The organism is Paraniabella hibiscisoli, from assembly GCF_022512515.1.
Taxonomy (GTDB): Bacteria; Bacteroidota; Bacteroidia; order Chitinophagales; family Chitinophagaceae; genus Niabella; species Niabella hibiscisoli.
The window spans coordinates 240,172-264,108 of sequence record NZ_JAKWBK010000003.1 but is presented as its reverse complement, the minus strand read 5'-3'; the positions used below and the strand labels follow the sequence as shown (position 1 = coordinate 264,108).

24 protein-coding genes and 2 pseudogenes are annotated in these 23,937 nt (G+C 42.5%); 15 read left to right on the top strand and 11 right to left on the bottom strand.

All coding sequences use genetic code 11. The features are described from left to right. Positions 1-19: 19 nt before the first annotated feature. The 7 genes and pseudogenes from MKP07_RS32500 to MKP07_RS32470 form a co-directional block, all read right to left on the bottom strand. Positions 20-583 carry a cob(I)yrinic acid a,c-diamide adenosyltransferase gene (locus MKP07_RS32500; protein WP_240852233.1) on the bottom strand — a complete coding sequence of 188 codons (564 nt, stop codon included), beginning with the start codon at positions 581-583 and terminating at the stop codon, positions 20-22. Positions 584-706: 123 nt separating this feature from the next. Next, a pseudogene (locus MKP07_RS43280) lies at positions 707-1,368 on the bottom strand (ABC transporter ATP-binding protein). Positions 1,369-1,470: 102 nt separating this feature from the next. After that, positions 1,471-1,662, bottom strand: coding sequence for an Asp-tRNA(Asn)/Glu-tRNA(Gln) amidotransferase subunit GatC (gene gatC / locus MKP07_RS32490; RefSeq protein WP_240852232.1), 192 nt, complete (start codon positions 1,660-1,662; stop codon positions 1,471-1,473). A 137-nt stretch (positions 1,663-1,799) separates the two neighbouring features. Beyond that, entirely contained in the window at positions 1,800-2,156 is a 357-nt protein-coding gene (locus MKP07_RS32485) for a helix-turn-helix domain-containing protein (protein ID WP_240852231.1), read from the bottom strand. 12 nt (positions 2,157-2,168) lie between these two features. Then, the gene (locus MKP07_RS32480; protein WP_240852230.1) at positions 2,169-2,507 is read right to left on the bottom strand and encodes a type II toxin-antitoxin system HigB family toxin; all 339 of its coding nucleotides are present in this window, start codon (positions 2,505-2,507) and stop codon (positions 2,169-2,171) included. A gap of 39 nt (positions 2,508-2,546) precedes the next feature. Further along, on the bottom strand, positions 2,547-2,909 hold the full coding sequence (locus MKP07_RS32475; protein ID WP_240852229.1) for a riboflavin kinase: 363 nt from the start codon (positions 2,907-2,909) through the stop codon (positions 2,547-2,549). After that, a complete protein-coding gene (locus MKP07_RS32470) occupies positions 2,855-3,487 on the bottom strand; it encodes an adenylyltransferase/cytidyltransferase family protein (protein ID WP_240852228.1) in 633 nt (210 codons plus the stop codon). Before MKP07_RS32470 ends, MKP07_RS32475 begins: the two co-directional genes overlap by 55 nt. A gap of 165 nt (positions 3,488-3,652) precedes the next feature. Here MKP07_RS32470 and MKP07_RS32465 point away from each other — a divergent pair, with 165 nt between their 5' ends. From MKP07_RS32465 to MKP07_RS32450, 4 genes are all read left to right on the top strand, one after another. Then, positions 3,653-4,060, top strand: a complete 408-nt coding sequence (locus MKP07_RS32465) for an AIR synthase related protein (protein ID WP_240852227.1) — start codon at positions 3,653-3,655, stop codon at positions 4,058-4,060. Positions 4,061-4,071: 11 nt separating this feature from the next. Beyond that, positions 4,072-4,821: an AIR synthase-related protein gene (locus MKP07_RS32460; protein ID WP_240852226.1), complete on the top strand. Its 750-nt coding sequence runs from the start codon at positions 4,072-4,074 to the stop codon at positions 4,819-4,821. A 162-nt stretch (positions 4,822-4,983) separates the two neighbouring features. Beyond that, complete coding sequence (locus MKP07_RS32455) at positions 4,984-6,351, top strand: PAS domain-containing protein (RefSeq protein WP_240852225.1); 1,368 nt, start codon at positions 4,984-4,986, stop codon at positions 6,349-6,351. Then, positions 6,342-7,151: a sensor histidine kinase gene (locus MKP07_RS32450; RefSeq protein ID WP_240852224.1), complete on the top strand. Its 810-nt coding sequence runs from the start codon at positions 6,342-6,344 to the stop codon at positions 7,149-7,151. The genes MKP07_RS32455 and MKP07_RS32450 overlap by 10 nt, the downstream gene beginning before the upstream one ends. Positions 7,152-7,159: 8 nt before the next feature. On the opposite strand, the gene MKP07_RS32445 is transcribed toward MKP07_RS32450, so the two are convergent. The 4 genes from MKP07_RS32445 to MKP07_RS32430 form a co-directional block, all read right to left on the bottom strand. After that, the gene (locus MKP07_RS32445; protein WP_240852223.1) at positions 7,160-7,933 is read right to left on the bottom strand and encodes a response regulator transcription factor; all 774 of its coding nucleotides are present in this window, start codon (positions 7,931-7,933) and stop codon (positions 7,160-7,162) included. A gap of 130 nt (positions 7,934-8,063) precedes the next feature. Continuing rightward, positions 8,064-8,891, bottom strand: coding sequence for an ATP-binding protein (locus tag MKP07_RS32440; RefSeq protein WP_240852222.1), 828 nt, complete (start codon positions 8,889-8,891; stop codon positions 8,064-8,066). A 157-nt stretch (positions 8,892-9,048) separates the two neighbouring features. After that, the gene (locus MKP07_RS32435) at positions 9,049-10,521 is read right to left on the bottom strand and encodes a ligand-binding sensor domain-containing protein (protein WP_240852221.1); all 1,473 of its coding nucleotides are present in this window, start codon (positions 10,519-10,521) and stop codon (positions 9,049-9,051) included. Between the two features lie 77 nt (positions 10,522-10,598). Continuing rightward, entirely contained in the window at positions 10,599-11,084 is a 486-nt protein-coding gene (locus MKP07_RS32430) for a ligand-binding sensor domain-containing protein (protein WP_240852220.1), read from the bottom strand. 207 nt (positions 11,085-11,291) lie between these two features. Between MKP07_RS32430 and MKP07_RS32425 the strand changes: the two genes are divergently transcribed. From MKP07_RS32425 to MKP07_RS32370, 11 genes and pseudogenes are all read left to right on the top strand, one after another. Then, a complete protein-coding gene (locus MKP07_RS32425; RefSeq protein ID WP_240852219.1) occupies positions 11,292-14,477 on the top strand; it encodes a SusC/RagA family TonB-linked outer membrane protein in 3,186 nt (1,061 codons plus the stop codon). Between the two features lie 35 nt (positions 14,478-14,512). Further along, the gene (locus tag MKP07_RS32420) at positions 14,513-16,330 is read left to right on the top strand and encodes a RagB/SusD family nutrient uptake outer membrane protein (protein ID WP_240852218.1); all 1,818 of its coding nucleotides are present in this window, start codon (positions 14,513-14,515) and stop codon (positions 16,328-16,330) included. Positions 16,331-16,363: 33 nt separating this feature from the next. After that, a pseudogene (locus tag MKP07_RS32410) lies at positions 16,364-17,466 on the top strand (family 43 glycosylhydrolase). A 165-nt stretch (positions 17,467-17,631) separates the two neighbouring features. Next, on the top strand, positions 17,632-18,786 hold the full coding sequence (locus MKP07_RS32405; RefSeq protein WP_240852215.1) for a glycoside hydrolase family 2 protein: 1,155 nt from the start codon (positions 17,632-17,634) through the stop codon (positions 18,784-18,786). Further along, complete coding sequence (locus MKP07_RS32400; protein ID WP_240852214.1) at positions 18,749-19,474, top strand: glycoside hydrolase family 2 TIM barrel-domain containing protein; 726 nt, start codon at positions 18,749-18,751, stop codon at positions 19,472-19,474. The genes MKP07_RS32405 and MKP07_RS32400 overlap by 38 nt, the downstream gene beginning before the upstream one ends. A gap of 23 nt (positions 19,475-19,497) precedes the next feature. Beyond that, the gene (locus MKP07_RS32395; RefSeq protein WP_240852213.1) at positions 19,498-21,429 is read left to right on the top strand and encodes a beta-L-arabinofuranosidase domain-containing protein; all 1,932 of its coding nucleotides are present in this window, start codon (positions 19,498-19,500) and stop codon (positions 21,427-21,429) included. After that, positions 21,426-21,575 carry a hypothetical protein gene (locus MKP07_RS32390; RefSeq protein WP_240852212.1) on the top strand — a complete coding sequence of 50 codons (150 nt, stop codon included), beginning with the start codon at positions 21,426-21,428 and terminating at the stop codon, positions 21,573-21,575. Before MKP07_RS32395 ends, MKP07_RS32390 begins: the two co-directional genes overlap by 4 nt. A gap of 215 nt (positions 21,576-21,790) precedes the next feature. Next, on the top strand, positions 21,791-22,072 hold the full coding sequence (locus MKP07_RS32385; RefSeq protein ID WP_240852211.1) for a hypothetical protein: 282 nt from the start codon (positions 21,791-21,793) through the stop codon (positions 22,070-22,072). A gap of 76 nt (positions 22,073-22,148) precedes the next feature. Next, on the top strand, positions 22,149-22,919 hold the full coding sequence (locus tag MKP07_RS32380) for a cellulase family glycosylhydrolase (RefSeq protein WP_240852210.1): 771 nt from the start codon (positions 22,149-22,151) through the stop codon (positions 22,917-22,919). A 44-nt stretch (positions 22,920-22,963) separates the two neighbouring features. Continuing rightward, entirely contained in the window at positions 22,964-23,440 is a 477-nt protein-coding gene (locus tag MKP07_RS32375; RefSeq protein ID WP_240852209.1) for a family 43 glycosylhydrolase, read from the top strand. Further along, positions 23,401-23,892, top strand: coding sequence for a family 43 glycosylhydrolase (locus tag MKP07_RS32370; protein WP_240852208.1), 492 nt, complete (start codon positions 23,401-23,403; stop codon positions 23,890-23,892). Before MKP07_RS32375 ends, MKP07_RS32370 begins: the two co-directional genes overlap by 40 nt. The last annotated feature ends 45 nt before the right edge of the window (positions 23,893-23,937 follow it).

The window sequence follows — 23,937 nt, the reverse complement described above, 5'->3', positions numbered from 1 at the left end:
TGTTTTTGGGCTCGTGTGATTAGCTAGTTATTCCCGGTTTCCAGGGTATATCAGCAACGTTTAACAGGTGTCCTGAATACCTGGCCAGCACAAATAAATAATCGCTCAGCCGGTTCAGGTATTTTAGGAGGAGTAGATCAACGGTGGTTTCATTAGCCAGACGTACGCAGCAACGTTCTGACCTACGGCAAACAGTGCGTGCTATATGGAGCTGTGATACCGTTGGGTGTCCACCCGGCAGAATAAAGGTTTTTAGCGGTTCGAGCTTTGACTCCATCCGGTCGATCTCTTTTTCCAGGAGTTCAATATCAGTTTCGTGCAGGTCGGGGATTGTTACTTTAGTGGTTTTATCCGGATCGCAGGCCAACTCGGCCCCGATAGTAAAAAGCCGGTCCTGTATTTCCTGTAATGTTTGTACGCTTGTGGCATCCTGTAATAGATCTTTACATAAACCTACATGAGAATTCAACTCATCTACCGTTCCATAGCTTTCAATGCGGAGGTCACCCTTCGAAACTTTTGTGCCGCCGATCAACGAAGTTTTACCCTTGTCCCCGGTTTTTGTGTAGATCTTAAAAGCCATTATTCAAAATGTTCAGGATTAAAAATTTGAAGTTTGTTTTTGAGGGGACCTCCGTATTTAATATCGTTTGGAATGGCAAATATGAGATACAACCTTGAAGTTGCAATCTTAAACTTCTGGTTTCTAAATTTTGGCAAGGGTAGGACTTTCGACCCTTTTGTCGGTTTCAATTAAACCATCTCTTAAACGTACAATCCGGTGAGAGTGTTGCGCGATATCTTCTTCGTGAGTAACCAATACCACCGTGTTACCTCCGGCGTGTATTTTCCCAAATATGTCCATGATCTCGTAGGAAGTTTTGGTATCCAGGTTGCCGGTAGGCTCATCAGCAAGTATAATGGATGGATCATTCACCAATGCCCTTGCAATAGCCACGCGCTGGCATTGTCCGCCGCTCAGCTCATTAGGTTTATGATGGCTGCGATCGGTAAGATTCACTTTTTCCAATACCTGCATGGCTTTTTCATTGCGTTGGTTTTGGAAACGCCCGCGTAAATAAGCGGCAGTGCTACGTTTTCAAGCGCGGTTAAGCGGGGCAGTAGGTTGAACTGCTGAAACACAAACCCAATCTCTTTGTTACGCACTTCGGCCAGAGAGTTGTCATGCATCTTGCTTACATCATGCCCGTTTAAAATATAAGTGCCTGCGGTAGGACTATCCAGGCAACCCAGTATATTCATCAGCGTACTCTTGCCGCTACCGGAAGGTCCCATTAAAGATACATACTCGTTTTTGTGTATATCCAATGAAACGCCTTTCAGCACCTGCAGTTCCTGCTGGCCCATAAAATAGCTTTTACACAACTGTTCAATATGGATAATGCCTGGCAAAGGATTGAGCTTTATTTTTTATTGATAACTGATTACTCAGTATTGATCATTCTTCACTCACTTCTTAATCACTTTAGGCACCAGGAAAAACCGGCCGTCGGTTTCCGGTGCATTTTGCAGCGCTTCGTCGCGACTGGCAGATCCTTTGATCTCGTCTTCGCGAAGTACATTGATCTCTTCACTCATGTGCATTAATGGTTCCACATCTTTCAGGTCCAGTTCATTCAACTTCTCCACAAAACCGATCATGTTTTGAAGATCCCTGGAAATATCTTTTTCTCCTGCTCGGTAAAAGTCAGTTTCGAAAGATGTGCTAATTTATCAACCAATGCGTCATTTACTTCCATATATCAAAAATAGTTGAAATGTGCGAACAAGACTATTCCTTAATTTGCGGATAAAAATAATTCGGCCGGTAAATTGAAAAAATCGCGAAGACGTTGAGCCATTTTAAGCGTGATCTCTCTTCTTCCCGAAAGTACAGAAGACACATGTCCCTTGCTGCCGATAAATGGTTCAATATCTTTGTTTTTCAACCCCTGCTCCTGCATTTTATCTTTTATCACTTCCAATATGTCTACCTGTGGCATTTTAATGGTTCTTTCCTCATAATCTTTTATAAGCACAAGCAACACACCTAGTTCGTCGTCTTCGGCTGTGCCGGGTTCAGCGTGAAAGATCTCCATAGCTCTTTTTACAGCTTTTCGGTGTTCATTTTCTGTTTTTATAACTTTCCAGTTCATGATGTTTGAGTTTTACAGATCCAGGTCATAAGAAATAGTGAATACATCAATTTTATTATACTCCTGGTGTGTACCGAACCAAATAGTGTAGCATGCTTTTCGTAGAAAATTAATAGAAACTACCAGTCGGTACTCATTGCCTTTAATATTAAAAACTACCCGCTGGTTATTTACGATGCTTGCATTCCTATACTGTTCCTTCAACTGATTAAAATTATCAAACTCCTTTTTTAACATTTCGGTGTACCATGTCAGCAGTTGATTTTTAGCTTTAGGATACCGTTCAGAATAGTAGATAATTGTTTTTCGGTTGATGATGTTCACTCCATAAAGATACGAATTTGTTTTCAAATTGAAAACAAATGTAGTGGCAATAGATGGTGGGGTATCCTACAGCACTTTCAGGCTTTCTTCCTTATCGTTGTCTATTTTCTTCACCAATGCCTCCAGGCTATCGAATTTTTCTTCCGATCGTAAATACTGCTTTACATAAACCCGAAGGGTTTTGCCATAAATGTCGGCCTGGAAATCAAAAAGATTTACCTCAACCACTCTTTTGGTGCCATCAACGGTGGGGCGGAAGCCAATACTCATCATCCCTTTAAAAATGGGGCCATAGTTGCCTTCTATATTTTTTACCGAGGCGTAAACAGCGTATATGCCGTCGCAAGGCAGTATTTTTTCTTCGTTCTGCACTTTCAAATTGGCCGTAGGGTAGCCCAGCTCTCTCCCCAATTTGTCGCCATGTACCACTTCGCCTTCAAAAAGAAATTATATCCCAACAGGTGATTGGTAGTAGCCGTATCCCCGTTAAGAATAGATTCGCGTATTTTGGTGGAGCTGATGCCTATATGATCCAGTATGTGTTTGGGAATCTCTTTAAGATGGTATCCGTATTTCTCCTGGTAGCTTTCTAACAGCTTGTAATTGCCCTTTCGGTTTTTTCCGAAATGATGATCGTAACCAATGATAATGGTGTGCGGGTGGAATTTATCGATCAGGAAGTCTTTCAAATAATCTTCCGGCTCCTGGTTTGCAAAAACCTCCGTAAAAGGCGTTATTACTAAGTGATTGATTCCCAATTGCTCCAGTAATTCGGTTTTTTCACTTAAGGTATTAATTAAACGAATGCCGAGTATGGAGGAGGAAACGATTTTACGCGGATGAGGGTGAAAGGTGATAATAACGGACTCTCCACCCGCTTGCTGCGCTGTTTTAGTCAATTGGTCGATTATTTTCTTATGACCTTCGTGTACACCATCAAAAGTGCCGATGGTAACCACCGCGTTTTTAAAAACCGGCAACTGATTAATATCGTAATGAATTTGCATGAAACGCAAAAATAAGTTTACCGGTTGAAATGTTGAAAAGTTCGCGGAGAAGGTGCGCAATAAGCTGTTATTAATGAACCTCCTTTTGTTTTATCTTCGCGGCGAACTGAAATAGGTTCCAACAGGTAAAATGTTAGAAGCAGGTTTAATAAAATAAGTAAAAGAATGTCGTTATATTCCAAAAGAGGTGTGTCTGCCCAGAAAGAAGAAGTACATGAAGCGGTAAAAAAGCTGGATAAAGGTCTCTACGAAAATGCTTTTTGTAAAATTTATGCAGATGTATTGGTAGGCGATCCTGATTGGGTGAACGTAATGCATGCAGATGGAGCGGGTACTAAAAGTATTCTGGCCTACCTGTATTGGAAAGAAACGGGAGATGCGGGCATCTGGAAGGGGATTGCCCAGGATGCTATTGTAATGAACCTGGATGACCTGCTTTGTGTGGGGATTTACGATAAACTGGCCTTTTCTTCAACAATAGACAGAAACAAAACCCTGATACCTGCCGAAGTGTTGAGTGAAGTGATCAATGGTAGTCAGGAGTTTTTCGATGCGATGAAAGCCTGGGGGTAAATATTACTTTCATGGGTGGAGAGACGGCTGATGTGGGAGATGTGGTACGCACCATGGCGGTTAATGGTACGATGGTGGCAAGATGGCCTAAAAACAAACTGATCACCAACGAAAAAATTAAACCCGGCAATGTAATCGTAGGCCTTGCGTCTTTTGGTAAAGCCAGCTATGAAACAGAATATAACAGCGGTCTCGCGAGTAATGGCCTCACCAGTGCGAGACATGATGTGCTGAATAAATTTTATGCAGAACAGTATCCTGAAACTTTTGAGCCGAAGCTGAGCGATGAAGTGGTTTATATTGGTAAGCACAGGCTTACAGATGTCATAACAGTTGATGGCGTTGATACTACAGTTGGAAAGCTGGTTTTAAGTCCTACACGAACCTTTGCGCCCGTGATGAAGATATTATTGGAAGAGCATTTTGATGCCATCAACGGATTGATACATTGCAGCGGCGGCGGGCAAACCAAGTGTATGAAGTATGTGCCCGATAATGTGAAGATTGTAAAGGATAACCTGTTTACGCCTCCCGTTATTTTTGATATTATCCAGGAAGCAAGCGGTGCCGACGCCCGCGAAATGTACCAGGTATTTAATATGGGCACACGTCTTGAAATTTACACCAATGAAGCCGATGCTGCAGCAATGATCAGCGTTGCGCAAAGTTTAGGTGTGCAGGCGCAGATAGTTGGTCGTGTAGAAGCCTCTGCAACCAAATCTCTTGAGATTATTACGCCTGAAACATCTTTTATTTTTTAGGGATCACATATATGCGGCAGGCCTTCTGCTCAAGTTTCTTTCTTAACTTTATTTCATGGATAGTGACCCTGTCGATACCAGTAGGGAGCCCGTTATAAAGGCATTTAAAAGTTTTGCATTCCGCATTTTTGAGGTTTCAAGAACCGAGGAGATTACGAATGTATGGGCACAAAAAAAGAAGATGAAGAACAGGGGCGCGCCCTTTATTTGGGATTAAATGCTTCTGATATTAATAACGATGCCATCATCAGAGAATGCGTTGCTTCTATAAGGAAACTTTTCGAACTGGGAGAGCCGCAATTTTTTGAATATAATATTACTTTACACGGCAAGGCCGTTAAGTTCCAGATTAAAATAATACCCGCTTCTTACAGTGATGAATTTGCTTTGGTAGTTGTAGAAAAGACCGACGTAAAAGAAATTGTAGACGATCGCTGGAGCCTTGCGTTGGATGCAGTAGGCGATGGCATTTGGGATGTAAACCTGCAAACAAACAGGATTTTCTTTTCTCCCAAATGGGAAGAGATTTTTGGCTATTCGCAAAAAGAGATAGTTACAATCGATGACTGGGGAGCTAAAATACACCCGGATGACCTGATTGCTTCCGCAGGTATCATGAAAGACTTGCTTGCCGGTAAAATTCCTATTTATACATCAGAGGTCAGGTATCGATGTAAGGATGGTAGTTATCGCTGGATATTAAGCAGGGGAGTGGTGGCTACTTACAGCGAAGATGGCAAGCCGTTGCGCTTTATTGGAACACATAAGGATATTCATGAGCGAAAATTACAGGATCTTGTTCATATTGAAGACAAGATGCGTTACAAAATAATATTTGACAATAGTCTCGGCATTATTTGTACGCATGATCTCCAGGGTAATATCCTCAACATAAACCCTTACGCAACTTCAGTATTTCAATATACTTACGATGAGTTGATCGGCAAGAATATTGTTGACCTGGTTCCGGCGAAAATTAAGAACGAGGTACAGTCGCAGTACCTTGATCTTATCAAAACAAACCCCACTGCGGAGGGAGAGCTGAGTATTGTTGCCGGTGATGGCAGTATCAAGCATTTACTCTACAAGAATTACCTTTTTAATAATCCGGATGGAGAACAATATGTTATAGCTTTTGCGCAGGATATTACGGAACGTATACATACTGAAGCTGAGTTGCGAGCGAGTGAAAAAACTTTTGCTACGTATTTTAATCTTTCCGGTACGGGTATGGCTGTTGTTAGTCCCCAGGGTAAATGGAATGCGGTAAACGATGCGTTGTGTAAGATGTTAGGATATACGCGACAGGAGTTTTATGAGCTCACATTTCAGGATATTACTTATCCCGAAGACCTGGATCGAGATTTGGACCTCATGCAAAAAGTTTTAAACAACCAGGCCGATAATTATAGTATAGAGAAAAGGTACATTACTAAAAACGGAAAAGTTACCTGGATGCTGCTGACCACTTCGGTAGTGAGAGATGCGGCTATGCAACCGCTGTTTTTATATCCCAGCTGGTGGATATAAGCGCAAGAAAAGCGCTCACCCACGAGTTGAGAACCAAGAATGTTGAGCTCAGTAGTACCCAGAACAAGCTATTAAGCAAAGTGAAAGAATTGGAAGAGATAAGCCATGCTATAGCACACAACCTGCGTGGACCTTCCAAAAATATTAATTTGCTGACAAAAGTATTATTGGTAAAATGTGGTGTAAGTTCTGACCTGGAAGAAGCCAATGTGCTGGCGGAAACATTCACTATAGATGAGTTGGCATCATTGCTGGATACGATTGGTATATCTATGACCAATAACCTGGAGACCTTATTAAATATTGCGGAGATCAGGTTAAACAGGGAACTGCCATTGGATGAGTGTGACTTTGAAAGCACTATTAACGGCGTTATAGGACAGCTTACCGGCGATATTCTGGGAAAGAATATTACTATTCAAAGAAAGCTCGACGTGACAAAAATACACTACCCTTTACCTTATCTAGAGAGTATTTTGTACAACCTTGTGAGTAATAGTATTAAGTACAGGAGCCTGGTTGCCGCCACCCAAATACAGATCAAGAGCAGCCGGGACGAAGAAGGGATTATTACATTACAGGTTAGCGATAATGGTGTGGGTATAGATATGGATAAATTCGGCGATAAGGTATTTAAGCTAAACCAGGTGTTTCATCAGGGAAGGGATAGCAAAGGAGTTGGCTTGTACCTTATTAAAACGCAGATAGAAGCTTTAGGCGGATCAATACACGTTGAAAGTAAAGTTAATGAGGGGAGCACCTTTACAGTTATTTTCGGAAACCCCGGCGAAGTAGCTTAAACCATCATTTACTTTTTCAGTTGCAGGTATTCGCTGGGTGTAAGCCTGAATTGTTTCTGAAAATTTCTTCCCAGTTGTGTTAAAGTCTGATAGCCTACCCTCTCGGCAATTTCGCTTAAAGGAAACATGCGGGTGTTCATTAGTTCAACTGCTTTTTTCAACCTCGATATATTGATCATTTCATAGGGTGAAAGATTGGAAATAGATTTCACCTTTCTATAAAACGTAGCACGACTCATATTCATGGCAACTGCCAGATGATCTACATCTAATGCGGTATCTGAGATATGCTCCACTATAAAGTTGTTCATCTTATCCAGGAACTCTTCGTCCATTTTGGAGTGCGCTATACTCTTAATATGGGCAAAGGGTGATTGGGCAAAATACTCTTTTATTTTGTTACGGTTGTTTAAAAGGCTAAGCACCTGGGCTGCCACATGCTCGGGAGAAAACGGTTTTTCAATGTAAGCATCAGCGCCTGTATTAAGCCCTTCAATTTTTGCCTGCAATGTGTTTTTAGCCGTCAGCAAAATAACTGGAATATGGCTGAACTCAAAATTGGATTTTATTTTTTCGCATAGTTCAATACCATCCATTTCGGGCATCATCACATCGCTGATCACCAGCTGTACTACCTGCTCATTTAAAACAGACAATGCCTTAACCCCATCGGGTGCCGTAAATATCGTGTAGAGTTCGCCGAGATCATCCTTTAAGAAATCAAGTATGTCTTCGTTGTCATCTACAATTAGTATAGATGGCTTTTCAGAGTTGGGTTCCATTATTTACACTTGAGTGGGCAATTTAAGCACAAAAACATTTAAAATATTCGTTACATGCATTGATAAGCTGCCTCCCTGCAATTCTGCCAATGATCTGGATAAGGCAAGCCCCAGGCCTGTGCCTGTAATTTTATCTGTTTTTTTGATCTGAAAAAAGGTTCAAATATTTTTTTCTTAAGTCTGCTGGTATCAAAGGCCCGTCGTTACTAACTTGTATCGTTGCAAAACCATTTTCATCTCCGGTAACAGATACTTGTACCACGCTGTTGCAATACTTTATGGCGTTATCCAGCAGGTTGCTGATGATCTTGGTAGTAGCTTCTTCATCTACCTTGCAGGAATACGAGCGCTGCGCTTCGAAGTTTATTTTTATCCCTTTGCTTTCAGCTAATGGAAGAAAATTGTTCCAGATGTTTGTAGCGAGATCATTGATATTTCTTTCTTCGAGTGATAAGGTAAAAGCACCTGCTTCCAGGCGGCGAAAATCGAGCAATTGATTGGTGAGGTCCAGTAGCCGGTCCGTGTTCTTATTCATAACGGCCAGGTACTTTTCTTTTTGCGGTGCGGAGGTCAGTCCCCGCATCAGTTTTTCCAAAGGTGCTTTAATAAGCGTCAAAGGCGTTCGTATTTCGTGTGCGATTTTCGTAAAAAAATCTATCTTAGATTCATACATTTCCTTCTCTTTAATGCGCTCAAACACTTCCATGCTTCTCTGCTGCTTGTCCAATTGGCGGTTATGATAAAAGGCAACAATACCCCAAACACCTAAGGCTGCCAGTGCAGAGTAAATGAAATAAGCCCAGTTCGTACGCCACCAGGGAGGGAGGATTTGTATCCGGAGCGTTTTTTCATTGGGTGACCATTTGCTATCACCGTCGGTAGATCTCACACGGAACAGGTAGGAACCGGGTGATAAATTGGTAAAATACACCCGCCTGCTTTTTTTATATAGTTCCATTTTTTATCCAGGTATTCGAGTTTGTAGGCATACTCAATATTACCGGGCGATGTGAAGTTAAGTGCAGCAAAATCTATATGAAATGTTGATTGATCATGCGGCAATACTATCTCATCAGTAATAAGTGCTGATCGGCGTAATGGTCCTTTTTCGGGGTTTACAGATAGTGAGTTATTGAAAAAGATATACTGGTTATGTAAACAGGTGGCGTGTAATGCTCCATTTTTAAATCCTCCGGGTTAAAGCTAACCAGTCCTTTTACACTTCCTAAATAAATGGTGCCGTCTTTAGTTTTATAGCAGGATGAGTAATTAAACTGATCATTGAGGAGCCCATCCATTTTAGTGAAAATGCGTAATATTTTGTATTGAGGATCCATTAACACCAGTCCTCTTGAGGTAGTGATCCATTTGTTGTTACTGCCGTCTTCCGCAATGGTATATATCATATTACTGGGCAGCCCGGTGCTGGTTGAAAAGATTAGCACATTATTGGTTTTCGTATTTACGTTGTACAATTTATCTTCCGAAGCGATCCATATAGTTTTATCCTTCGCTTCAAAAAGGTAAGTAATGCGATTTTCTGCAAGGAGGTTGATATTGTTTTTTATGATTTGAATACGACCGTATGTGTTTCGCAATGGCGAGTAATAATGCAGGCCATCCTGGAAAGTACCCGCTATAATCGATCCATCCGAAAGCTCAAGGATCGAAGAATAAAAAGCATCTTTAGGGAAATAATCGGGTGTTATAAAATTGTTTTCTTTTTGATTGTAAATGTAGATCCCGTTCGAAGTGCCTACCCATAAGTCATCCTTCACCGTTTTATATAAGCTATGTATAAAGTTACTTCTTAGCCGGGTGGTTAGGTTGCTGGTGTAGTGCGATGCAACGGTGCCTGAAGGCAGATTCATAGCGTTGAGGCCATGCTCAAATGTGCCGATCCAAAGTTTGTTTTGAGCGTAGGCAAGGCCATGGATATTGGTATGTGCAATGCTTTGTCCCTTCTGCGTTGGTTTGTAGTTAGAAAAGATTCCTGTTTGGGGATTGAATTGATACAGCCCATCATCTTCGGTACCGATCCATAAATTTTCCTTATCATCTGATGTGATCTCCCGTATAGCGTTTGCTTTAATAGTGCCGGTTCCGAATTGAGGAAAATACTTTTGAAAAACCAGACTTTTATTGGGAAGATAATTAATCCCACCAAAATAAGTGCCTATCCAGATGCCTCCCTGTTTGTCTTTGCAGAAAGAATAAACGGCATTGTCGCTGATAGCATAAGGATTTTGATAGTCTTTTCTTAAGTTAACGAAGGTGTGATGCGTAGTGTTGTAGATGTAAATGCCACTTTCGGTTGCGATCCAATATTCATCAGGTTTTATCTTCAGAAAATCACGGGCGAATATTTCTGTATTGTCGGCGTTATAGATCAATACATCCTCGTAAGTGTTATTTGCCAGGTCGAGTTTTTTTATCCCCTGCGTAGCGGTGCCTATCAAAAGATAGCCTTCTCCGCTGTCGAATATTCGTTCAAGCCACGGAGATACCGGCGCGGGAGAATGGTTAAAGAGCGAATAGAATTGGAATTTTTTATCTGTTACATTAAACCGGCCAATACTGCCATACATAGTAGCTACCCATATTTCTTTTTTGGTAGAGAGCGTTAATGAAGTACAAAAATCAAGTTGCTCTCCCTGTATAGCGGTTACTTTTTTGTTTTAGCAGACAACATGTAGAGCTTGAAGTTGATGATAAACCACATATTCCCATCTGAGTCTTCAACCATGGCTCTAACCAGTTGTTTAGGTGTGCCTGCTGCATGTGAAAAAGTTTCCAGTTCAGGGTCGTAAGCAAAAACGCCATGTTCAGTTCCTACCCAGATGGTGCCATCGCTGCTTTCAAACAATTTCCATACGGAATTATTGCCTAAGCTGGCACTGTCATTTTTTTCATGTCTGAATACTTTGAAAGTATACCCATCAAAACGGTTGAGCCCATCTTTAGTGCCCACCCAAATAAATCCTTTTTGATCCTGTATCACACAGCTGGCGGTATTATTGGAAATACCCTGCTCTACCTGGTAGTGTTCAAAATAATAACGCTGGCCATAAGAGCGATGGCTAAAAACGCCGATATTAATGCAAAGGAATATGATAATGAAGAAGGATCTCAATGCAACCTGTTTAATCAAACATACAATTTTTTTCACAGATGCCCGAAGGTTTAAGGGGCTCAGAACAAGCATGTCTCATTTTATCATAATAGTATAATCCCGAAGGCCCGACTGACCGGACGGGTAGGGATGATATTTTATTCAAAGACAACACTGTTACATCGCAACAAGAAATAGTGTTTCAGCAAGTTTTTAAAAATTGAGACGGTTTGATGAAAAAATGAGATGAAATTTCGGGAAGAGGTTTATGGTGAAAAATATATTTGTGCATCATTTAACGAAAAATTGTTTGCCATGTTCAAAAACCGGACAGTTGCTTATGGTGGCATATTGCCATTACTATCGCCCTTTGCATTACATCCTGCAAAGCGAAGGGGGCGTGTTTTAATCGTTCTGTTACTCTTTATCTCGTTAGGAAGTAGCGCACAGTCTTATGTGCTGAATGGCTATGTAAAGGATGGAAATGGAAATGTGCTGGTGGGGGCTTCAGCATTAATACCGAGAACCAATAAGACAGCCATTTCAGATGCAAACGGTAAATTTTTGCTGGAAGTAAATGACCCTAATGATAGCCTTATTATTAGTAATATAGGTTATATCACGCTTCGTGTATTGACGGGTAGCGAGGGCGAAAGAACATTCACATTGATCTACGATGAGAATCGGGCCAAAATGGATGAGGTTGTAGTAGTGGGTTTTGGCCGCCAGAAAAAGACCACACTTACCGGCGCCGTATCCTCTGTTAGTATGAAGGATATCGAACGTTCGGCGGTAGCGCAGTTATCGAATGCTATAGGCGGAAGGTTGCCTGGTATTATAACAAGGCAATCCAGCGGCGAGCCGGGTGCTGATGCAGCCCAGGTATTTATAAGGGGTGTTGCCACATTTGCAGGAGCCAGCACGGCGCCACTCGTTTTTGTAGATGGTATCGAGCGTCCCTTGAATAATATCAATGCAATGGAGATAGAAACATTTTCTATTCTTAAAGACGCGTCAGCTACTGCTGTGTATGGAGTGAGGGGCGCCAATGGTGTTATACTGATCACTACCAAACGTGGTAAAGCCGGTAAACCCAGAGTTGTATTACGTTCAGAGTACGCCAATTTGTATGCCCAGCGCTTACCTGATTATATAAATGCCGGAGAGTATGCTACGCTGATGAACGAGGCGCGTACGAATGTAGGTAAGGGGCCAGAGTATACCGCCGAAGAAGTGAGAAAATATTCCGATGGTTCCGATCCTTATCTGTTCCCCAATGTAGACTGGACAGATGTCGTAATGAATAAAAGAACATTTCAAACCATCAACAACCTGAATGTTTCGGGTGGCGGTGAAACAGTAAGGTACTTTGCTAATATCGGTTATACAGAGCAAAATGGTATCTGGAAAAAGCCGGAAGATAGCAAGTACAATACTAATGCTAATTTCAGGAGATATAATTTCCGGACGAATATTGATATGAACTTATCGAAAAGCTTTGTATTGGAATTGGGACTGGGAAGTATTATCGAAAGCCAGAACTACCCAGGCACATCGAGCGATGGTATTTTGGGCGCGCTTCGCAAAGTTACCCCTATGAACTTCCCCCTGTATAATCCCGATGGCTCTTTAGGAGCAGGTTCTGCAGTAAATGCTAATCCATGGGGCCTGGTAGGATATTCCGGCTATACACAACAGGATAAAAGTACTCTTCAGGGTACCTTGTCTGCTAAGTGGGATCTGTCAAGGCTCGTTACCAAAGGGTTAGAAATGAGCGGAAGGTTTGGTTATGATAACTACTACTTTGCTAATAAAGTACGTGCAAAAAATTTTCCAATGCGGAGATACTATAAAGAAAATGGTCAGGATAGATACCAGGTTATAAGGGAAGAAACGCCGCTCGGTTTAAGTGTTGGAAACACAGCCAATAAAAATATCTACTATGAGGCGAAGCTAAATTATAACCGGAATTTTGGTGTTCATGGCGTATCTGGATTACTGCTTTTCAATCAAAATGAATTTAATGATATTACAACCACTGATCGAATTAATAGTGTGCCTTACCGGAGACGCGGCTATGCAGCAAGGGTTACCTATGATTATATGGAGCGTTATTTAATTGAAGGTAATTTTGGTTACAATGGTTCAGAGAATTTTCCTCCCGGGCAGAAATACGGCTTCTTTCCTTCTGTTTCTGCAGGCTGGGTAGTATCCAGGGAAAATTTCTGGGGTGATAATAACCCTATTTCCGTGCTGAAAATCAGAGGCTCTTACGGAAAAGTGGGTAACGATGCCATTGGCGGATCCCGCTTCCTCTTCCTGACATCTGTAAATACATCTACTGCACAGTCTTATATGTTTGGGAGTGATATGATCAATTATCCGGGTATCGATGAGAATAGGATTGGCAATCCCAACGTTACCTGGGAAGTTGCTGACAAGACCAATATAGGTTTGGATGTAGAGTTGTTGAAAGGAAAGATAGTGGTGCAGGCTGATTTCTTTAATGAAGACCGTTCGGCGATCCTGATACAAAGGGCAGATCTTCCTTTCTTTACGGGTATTTATCCGTGGACCATTCCTTATGGTAACCTGGGCAAAGCCAATAACCGGGGTTTTGATGGTATGATCGAATTGAAAAATACTACATCTTACGAACTACAGTATTCTTTAAGAGGAACCTTTACCTATGCAAAAAATAAGGTGATAGAATCGGCTATTCCACCTACCCGCTTTCCTTATCAACATCCCAATGGTACGATGATCGGGCAACCTTATGTGCTGGAGGCCATTGGTTTGTTCCAGAATGAAGAGGAGATCAAAAACAGCCCGGTTCAGACCTTTCAATCTACGGTGCGTCCTGGTGATATCAAGTTCAGGGATGTAAATGGCGATGGTAAAATTGATGCCAATGATAGAGTTTACACCGGCTTTGCACGTACTCCGCAAATGATCTTTGGTTTTGGTGGTACCGTTGTTTACAAAAATTTTGACCTGAGCATGTTCTTCCAGGGAGCAGCAAAAACCAATATTTTTCTGCAAGGTCCATCAATGTATGCCTTTAATGAAGGCTTTGGTGTAAACAACGTTATCAGGGAGTATTATGATAACCGTTTTATACCAGGTGCAGACAATTCAGGGGCAAAATATCCGCTGGTGATAGATATGATCAGTGAGAATAACTACAGGTGGAGTAATACCTTGTATATGGTGGACGGTAGTTTTCTTCGCCTGAAGAATGCTGAAATAGGTTATACGCTTCCGCAGAGTTTAATGGGTAAGTATAAAATTTCAACTGCAAGGTTTTTTGTAAACGGGTTAAACCTGCTTACCTGGGATAAAGTGAAGATCATTGATCCCGAATCGGATAATGGAACCGGGCGTTACCCGCTTACACGTAACATCAATTTTGGTTTGCAGGTTAACTTCTAACGCTGCTTCATCTTATCGCCAATAAAAAGAAACATATGAAACAATATATAAAAATTATACTAACGGTTTTTCTAGCCTCAGCATTATTAACCTCTTGCAAAAAAGGGTTCCTTGATAAAGTATATGATGAGGATCTGACAATAGATTCTGTATTTGCCAATGCTCAGTATGCGGAGCGTTTTTTAACTTCTGCTTACTTTTCTCTACCAGAAGAGTCTGAGTGGATAGAATGGTGGGGACGTAATCCATTCACCACCGCTTCTGATGACCTGGAGTGTACCTGGGGTGTATTCGGAAACCAGATGAATACAGGAAACTGGAATGCTGCAACTGTAGAGCAAAACATCTACCGCGTTTACTGGGAAGGCATTCGTAAAGTAAATATATTCATAGAGAACATTGATAAGACCGATTTTTCAGACCGTGAGATTGTAGTAGGTAGTAAAACAGGAGAACAGCAAAAGCAGGAGTTTAAGGGAGAAGCACATTTTCTTCGCGCATTCTATCATTTTATTGAAATGCGCGTACACGGACCTGTTTCTATTCTAAACAAAGCGCTTACAACAGCTGATGATTATACCTTAATTAAAAGATCGCCGTATGACGACTGTGTCGCTTTTGTGGTTGAAGAATGCGACAGGGCTGCAGCTTTATTGCCTACAAGAAGAGAAGCTGTGGAGCTGGGGCGTGCTACTAAAATGGCGGCTTTGGCGCTTAAAGCGCGGGTGTTGTTATATGCTGCAAGTCCTCTGTACAATGGCAACTCCGATTATGCCGCGTTTAAAGACGATCAGGGACGTAACCTTATTTCGCCCAATTACGATGCTAACAAATGGCAAAAAGCAGCAGATGCAGCAAAGGATTGTATGACACAGGCTGAAGCCGCAGGCTATCAGATCTATAAGCCAACCAGCGATCCTTATCAAAACTATTACAGGCTGTTTATTGACCGTTGGAATGATGAAGTGCTTTTTGCAAGAAACATGGGTCGTTTTAACAGGCTGGAGTATGCATCAGGCGCCAAGGGAATGGGCGGCTGGAGTGGTTATTGCCCAACGCAGGAGTTGGTAGATGCCTTCCAGATGGCCAATGGCACAACGCCTATTACAGGCTATAATACAGATGGCAGCCCGATCATTAACGCCGCTTCCGGATACCAGGAAACAGGCTATGCCGCGGCCGCTGGCGCGAATTACCCGGCGGGCGTAAGAAATATGTATGTAAACAGGGAACCCCGTTTTTATGTAAGTGTCAACTTTAACGGGCAAAGATGGAGAGGCAGACAATTGGAACTGCATAATTCTGGTCGTGACGGACGTGCGGTGGGTAATGGTCAGGACTACCCGGTAACCGGCTATCTGCTCCGCAAGTTTGCCGATGAGCAGATCAACCTTACACAATCGGGAACTTTTACCAATAAAACCTGGATCTATTTCCGGATGGCGGAAGTGTATCTGAGCTATGCAGAAGCGCTTAACGAAGCACAAGGCCCAACAGCTGATGTATACAATAGCGTGAACAAAGTAAGAGAAAGAGCGGGCCTTCCTGCTTTAGCGGCTGGCTTATCGCAGACGCAAATGCGAGAACGCATCCGGCACGAACGCAGGATTGAGCTGGCTTTCGAAACACAGCGCTATTTCGATTGTAATCGCTGGAAGATAGCTCCCGAAACCAGCAATAAAAATTTCTACCGCTTAAGTTATGAGAAAGGAACTTCCATCCAGGACGATGCTTTTTATCAGCGTGTGCTTTTGAAGAAAAGAGTCTTCGAAGCTCCTAAGCATTATTTATGGCCAATCCCTCAAACAGAGATAGACAGGGCTTTATGGGTGATGCAAAACCCGGGATGGTAGTAAGATGAGTTCATTCATTTATTCGAATTATTGATGATGATTAAAAGCAAACAGGGAATGAAGCGATTTAGCTGGAAGTTTTATGGAGTGATAGCTGTATCGGCCATATTGTTAGGTTGTTCAAAGGCCAAATCTCAAAATGAGAAGCCTGCGCCCGAACCACCTAAACCGGTGACGGAATACCGCAATCCTGTATTCACGCCCATCCTGGCAGATCCTACTGTTATCAAGGACCCTAACTCGGATTATTATTATGCCTACGGAACAGAAGATTTTTGGCATACCGATAATAAAAATCACCTGGTAGCGGTGGTGCGTTCGAGAGACCTCGTTAACTGGACTTACGTAAGCGATGCTTTTACAGTTAAGCCTAACTGGAAGTCGGCCGGTGGTATATGGGCGCGGATATAGCCGTCGTGAACGGCAGGTATCATCTGTACTACTCTTATTCAACATGGGGCGATGCGGATCCGGGAATAGGGTTAGCGATCTCTTCTTATCCGGCGGGGCCGTTCATTGATGCGGGGAAACTGTTTCTGTCTTCTGAGATCGGTGTTCCTAATTCTATCGATCCATTTTACTATGAAGAAGGCGGAAAGAAATACCTGTTTTGGGGAAGCTATAATTCATTAGCCGCCCAGGGAACTTATGGGGTAGAATTGACTGATGACGGACGACGGGTAAAAGATCCGGCTCAGAAAATAAAAATAGCAGCTGGCGATTTTGAGGCTGTTAATATTTTTAAGAAAGACGGGTATTGCTATTTTTTCGGATCTAAAAATAATTGTTGCGATGGGGCGGCCAGCGTGTACCAGGTACGGGTAGGAAGGTCGTCCAACCTGATGGGGCCTTATGTAGATAAGGCCGGTAAGAACTTAACCGAAAGGGGTGCCGGCACATTGGTGTTGCAGCGAAATTCAAAGTTCTCCGGGCCCGGACATAATGCGCGGCTGATCACGGATAAAAAGGGCCAGGATTGGATGTTGTATCATGCTATGGATGTAAATCGTGCAATGATCAATACGGTAAACCAGCGGGCCTTAATGCTTGATAAAATCAATTGGGGTACTGACGGCTGGCCCCTCGTTAATGATGGGACGCCATCTACAGATAAAATGAAGATGCCCGAGTTGTAGCAGGATGCAAATTAAATTACCCGTTATAAAAAATAAACCGGCCCTGAGTCTTTAAATATGGTACAAAAAGTATAATTTTTGAAACAAATTTGAACTGCTTAGTGATGAGCAGATGTTATGTTTGCCATATTTAGATTTATTGCCATTTTTTACTAAAAATTAATTATGCGAATTTTATTTTCATGCCTGGCGGCTGTCGTTGTTTCCATGGTGGCCAATGCTCAAGGTACCTGGAAAATTGTTCCCGGTAAACCGCAAACCCCCTGGGTGGCCGATGTTAATCCGGCTAAGACCCTGCCAGAGTATCCCAGACCCCAGTTAAAAAGAACTAACTGGCAAAACTGGAACGGATTGTGGAAGTATGCAATAACTCCGGCATCGGAAGAAAATATTCCTGCCTCTTTCCAGGGCGACATATTAGTGCCTTACCCGGTAGAATCTGCTTTATCGGGTGTTGGAAAAACGGTAGGTAAAAACCAGGTGCTTTGGTATAGTACCAACATTACCCTCTCTAAGCCCTCGGGAATGAACCAGGTGATGCTGAATTTTGGCGCGGTAGACTGGCGATGTGATGTTTTTGTAAATGGTAAAAAAGTGGGAAGACATGAAGGTGGATTTGATCCGTTTTCTTTTAATATTACCAGTTACCTGGGTAAGGGAAAACAACAGGCGATAGCATTGCGTGTATGGGATCCTACTGATGATGGACCTCAGCCCAGAGGTAAACAAGTGAAAAAGCCGGAAGGTATCTGGTATACTCCGGTAACAGGTGTTTGGCAAACAGTTTGGACAGAAGTATTGCCTGCTACGCATATTACCTCAACCAAACATACACCAGATGTTGATGCCGGTCAGCTGCGGGTATCTGCACTTGTTGAAGCTGCCCAGGCTGGAGATATCGTCAAATTTGTTGCATTGGATGGTGCACAGCAAATAGGAGAGGTAACAGTTCCTTCGGGAGTTGATGCAGATATTAAAATCGAAAATGCAAAATTGTGGTCGCCTGCATCTCCGTATTTGTACAACCTTAAAGTTTATTTATACAGGGCCGGCAAACAAATCGATTACGCAGAAAGCTATTTTGCAATGCGTAAATCATCCCTGGTAAAAGATGCGGCTGGTGTCAACCGCATGGCATTGAACAATAAAATATTATTTCAGTATGGCCCCTTAGACCAGGGTTGGTGGCCTGATGGTTTGTTCACGGCTCCAACAGATAAAGCGCTTTTGTTTGACATTGTTAAAACAAAAGAAATGGGCTTTAATATGATCCGTAAGCATATTGCTGGAGCCGGCCCGCTGGTACTATTACTGCGATAGCGTAGGCGTATTGGTTTGGCAGGATATGCCAAGCGGTGACCTGGGTGGTAATCATTGGGACATGCGGTCGGGACAGGTATCCGGCTTTAATCGCGATAAGCAAAGAAGCGCCGAGTCAGAAGGTTATTACAGGAAAGAGTGGAAAGCTATTATGGATGCGGCACACAACTTCCCTTCTATCGTTTCATGGGTGCCATTTAATGAAGCATGGGGACAATTTAAAACAAAGGAAATAACCGAGTGGACGATGAAGTATGATCCATCGCGTTTGGTAAACAGCGCTAGCGGTGGTAACTTCTTTTATACCGGTCATATATTAGATATTCACCACTATCCCGATCCACAGATGCCCGATCCGGAAGTATTTGGAAAAAGCGGGCAGGCATTGGTATTAGGAGAGTTTGGTGGTTTTGGTTTGCCAGTAGACGGTCATACCTGGCAGGATAAAAACAACTGGGGATACCAGAGTTTTAAAAACAAGGAAGAGCTGTTGCAACGCTATACCAGATCCATGAACGATTTGAAAAAACTAATTCCGCTAGGTCTGTCTGCAGCTGTATATACGCAAACGACGGATGTGGAAGTAGAAACCAATGGTATACTTACTTATGATCGTAAAGTAATGAAAATGCCGGAGCAAACATTAAAGCAGCTTCACCAGCAATTATATGATGTTACCGTTAAATAAGCGCAAATATTAATTAATCAACAATGAGCTTATTCAGATCAACAGTAAGAGGCGGCTTGTTTTCCTTCTGCTTGGCAGGTAGTTTGCTGGTTGCCGCGCAGACGGGCAAAACGGTAACACAAAAAATTACAGAGGTACAAAAGCCAGACAATAGCAATACGAACAGGTTTTATATTTCCAATAAAAAACCGTTGCAACAATTGTACTTTATAAAGCTGCCGGTTGGATCGATACAGCCACAAGGCTGGCTGCGAAAATACCTGGAGCTGCAACGTGATGGCCTTACGGGGCAATTGGGAGAAATCAGTGCCTGGCTGGCCAAGAAAAATAACGCCTGGTTGAGTACTGATGGAAGCGGCGATCATGGTTGGGAAGAAGTGCCTTATTGGTTGAAAGGTTATGCCAACCTGGGCTATGTGCTGAAGGATAAGAAGATCATTGATGAGTCGCGTATCTGGTTGGAAGCTGCCTTAAAAAGTCAGCGGACTGATGGTTATTTTGGACCGATGATCTTAAGAAATGGCAAGCCGGATATTTGGGGTAATATGATCATGCTTTGGTGCCTGCAATCTTATTATGAGTATAGCAATGACCAAAGAGTATTGTCTTTTATGGAAAACTATTTTCGCTGGCAACATAATTTGCCCGATAGCATGCTATTAAAAGACTACTGGGAAAACAGCCGGGGAGGGGATAATATGGTAAGCGTTTACTGGCTGTATAATCGTACCACCGGTGATAAACAATGGCTGCTGGACCTGGCTGCAAAGCTGCATCGCAATACGGCTGACTGGAAACAAAAAGATAAATTACCCAATTGGCATAATGTAAATATTGCACAGGGATTTAGGGAGCCTGCTACCTATTACCTGCAAACGGGTAACCGGGAAGATTGGGACGCCACTTACAATGTATTCCACCTGATACGGGAACGTTTTGGCAATGTACCGGGAGGCATGTTTGGAGCAGATGAGAATGCCCGGAAAGGCTATGTGGATCCGCGCCAGGGTGTTGAAACCTGTGGTATGGTAGAACAGATGGCTTCTAATGAAATATTGCTGGGGATAACCGGTGATCCATTTTGGGCCGATCATACCGAGAATGTTGCCTTTAACACTTACCCGGCAGCTGTTATGCCCGACTTTAAAGCCTTGCGTTATATCACCAGTCCTAATATGTCAATCAGCGATAGCAAAAACCATCATCCGGGTATTGATAATACAGGCCCTTTTGTAATGATGAACCCTTTTAGCTCGCGTTGCTGCCAGCACAATCATGCGCAGGGATGGCCCTACTATGCCGAACATGTTTTTATGGCTACTCCGGATAATGGTCTTGCAGCTATGTTGTATAGCGAAGCTGTTGTAAAAGCAAAAGTTGGAAACGGAACAGAGGTGAGTATCGCTTCAAGAGGACATTATCCCTTTGATGAAACTGCTGGCTTTACATTAACAATGGCAAAGAATACCAGCTTCCCCTTCTATTTAAGAATACCCGAATGGTGTTCCAATGCGCAGGTAAAGGTCAATGGAGCTTTAGTAAAACAAAGTCCTTCTCCATCTTCTTATGTAAGAATAGAGCGGCTTTGGAAGAGTGGAGATAAGGTAGAACTAATTTTGCCCATGCAGTTAAAAGTAGATACCTGGACTTCCAATAAGAATAGCATTAGTGTGAGCCGGGGGCCTTTAACTTATTCTTTAAAAATTAAGGAAGAGTATAAAAGAATGGACAGCAAAAAATCTGCTATAGGCGATTCTAAATGGCAGGAGTCTGCCGATGCAGATAAATGGCCTTCTTTTGAAATATTACCAGGTTCTTCATGGAACTACGGACTCTCTTATAATGACCAGGACCCGGCTAAGTTTTTTAAAGTGGTAAAGAAAAGCTGGCCAGCCAATAATTTCCCTTTACACAGGATGCGGTTCCAATCAGTATCACAACAAAAGGAAAGTTGATCAATAGCTGGAAGATTGACCAATATGGTTTAACAGATACTTTGCCTCAAAGCCCTGTGTCTGTCGATAGCAAAGAAGAGACTATTGAATTAATACCCATGGGCGCGGCCAGATTGAGGATATCTGCCTTTCCTGTAGTGAGATAAACAGCAATTTGTTACTGTAAGATTGTTTGTTTGATACATCAATAGCGAAAAATATACCAATTGATGGACAATGTAATCATCAATATAACTAAGATGCATCTTGTATGGAATGAATGAGCTCGAAACAATCACGTATTGCCTCAACAGCAGTTGGCTGGTTGCGCGCATATCCGGTGCATAGCTAACTTCTGAAGACTTAAATAAAAAACATGCACATGAAAAAAACAGTATTTTACCTGGCAGCTCTTTGGATGTTATCGCTGTATGCCTGCAATGATGCAGGTAATAATAAGACCGCAGCAAACGGCAGTGACACTACCGTTGCAGAAAAGTGGTCTGTAGAAAAAGCCAATCAATGGTATGCCGCACAGCCCTGGTATGTAGGCGCTAACTTTTACCTAGTTCGGCTATCAACCAGCTGGAAATGTGGCAGGGAGATACTTTTGATAGCACTACTATTGAAAGAGAGTTGGCCTGGGCAGAGTCTTTGGGCATGAATATCATGGGGTATACCTGCACGACCTGGCCTGGAAAAATGATGAACAGGGATTTTATGATCGTATCAATCAGTTTTTGTCGATCGCCGAAAGACATGGCATTAAAGTACTGCTGACCATTTTCGACTCCTGCTGGGATCCCTTCCCCGAGGCAGGTACACAGCGCGCACCGCAACCTTATGTTCATAATTCAGGATGGGTTCAAAGTCCCGGGCAGGTTATCTTAAAAGATTCCACTCAATATCCCGCACTCGAAAAATATGTAAAAGCAATTGTGGGGAAATTTGCCAACGATAAGAGGATTGTGTTATGGGATGTATGGAATGAACCGGATAATATGACGGGGCCTTCTTATGAAAAAGTAGAAGTGCCTAATAAAGTAGACCTGGTTTTGCCATTGCTTAAGAAAACATTTGAGTGGGCAAGATCGGCTAATCCAAGTCAGCCACTTACTTCAGGCATCTGGGCGGGTAACTGGGAAAGCGACAGCACTTTAAAGCCTATCGAAAAATTGCAAATAGAAGAATCAGATGTAGTGTCTTTTCATTGCTACGATGATTCGCTGACATTAGCTAAAAAGATCAACGAGTTAAAACGTTACGACAGGCCACTGTTCTGTACAGAATATATGGCAAGGCCTAATAAGAGTACTTTCCAAAGCTCGCTGCCGGTAGCTAAAGAAAACAAAGTAGCCATGGTGAACTGGGGATTTGTTGATGGTAAGTCACAGACCATATATCCATGGGATAGCTGGACAAAAAATATACATCGGAGCCTCCACTTTGGTTTCATGATATTTTCAGAAAAGACGGAACACCTTATAAGCAGGATGAAGTTGATTTTATAAAAAGATGACAGGCAAGTTATAGCTGTATATAAAGAAGCAGGATTATGATGTATTTCAGGAAAAGATGTTGGTTACATCTTATAGGTTTATTGGTACTGGGAATGATGTGTAGTACATCTTATGGGCAACAAAACAATGTCGAGAACCCCTTATTGGCCGATCCTACCATTTTTGTTGATAAAGGCGTTTATTACCTGTATGGGACTGGTGGCGGAAGGGGAGATAGCGAAGGGTTTAAAGTATATACGTCTACCGATCAGGTATCCTGGAAAGATGAAGGTTTTGCCCTGAAGCGCGGAGAAAGCTATGGGACCAAGGGCTTTTGGGCGCCACAGGTTTTTAAATATAAGGGCAGGTATTATATGGCTTATACCGCCAACGAAAATATTGCAATAGCAGTATCGGATAACCCTGCAGGTCCCTTTAAGCAGCAAACCCTGGCACCGCTGAAAGCGCCGGTTAAAATTATTGATCCTTTTGTATGGATAGATCCGTCAGAGTGGTATATCTTTATCATGTGAGGTTGCAGGATGGTAATCGCATTTTTGTGGCTGAGATGGATGCGTCTTTAAACGCTATGAACGAGGCCACACTTAAAGAATGCATTAATGCTACTGACTCCTGGGAAGATACGCAGCGTGTTCCATGGAAGGTAACAGAAGGTCCAACCGTGTTAAAGCATAAGGGCTTGTACTACATGATCTACTCTGCCAATGATTTCCGCAACCCGGATTATGCAATAGGTTACGCTACCGCTAAGTCGCCGGCAGGTCCATGGACGAAGTATAAAGGGAACCCGATTATTTCTACTAAAAATACCGGAGAGAATGGTACAGGTCATGGCGATGTGTTCACTGATCGTAAGGGGCATATGAGCTATGTATTACATACGCACAATAGCAGTACCAAAGTTGGCCCCGTAAAACAGCAGGCATACGCATCCAATTTGTTCCGCAAAAAAAGGTGCAGTTGATAAGATAGAAGCAATGCCGGGTAGCTTTAGATTTTTACTAAATAG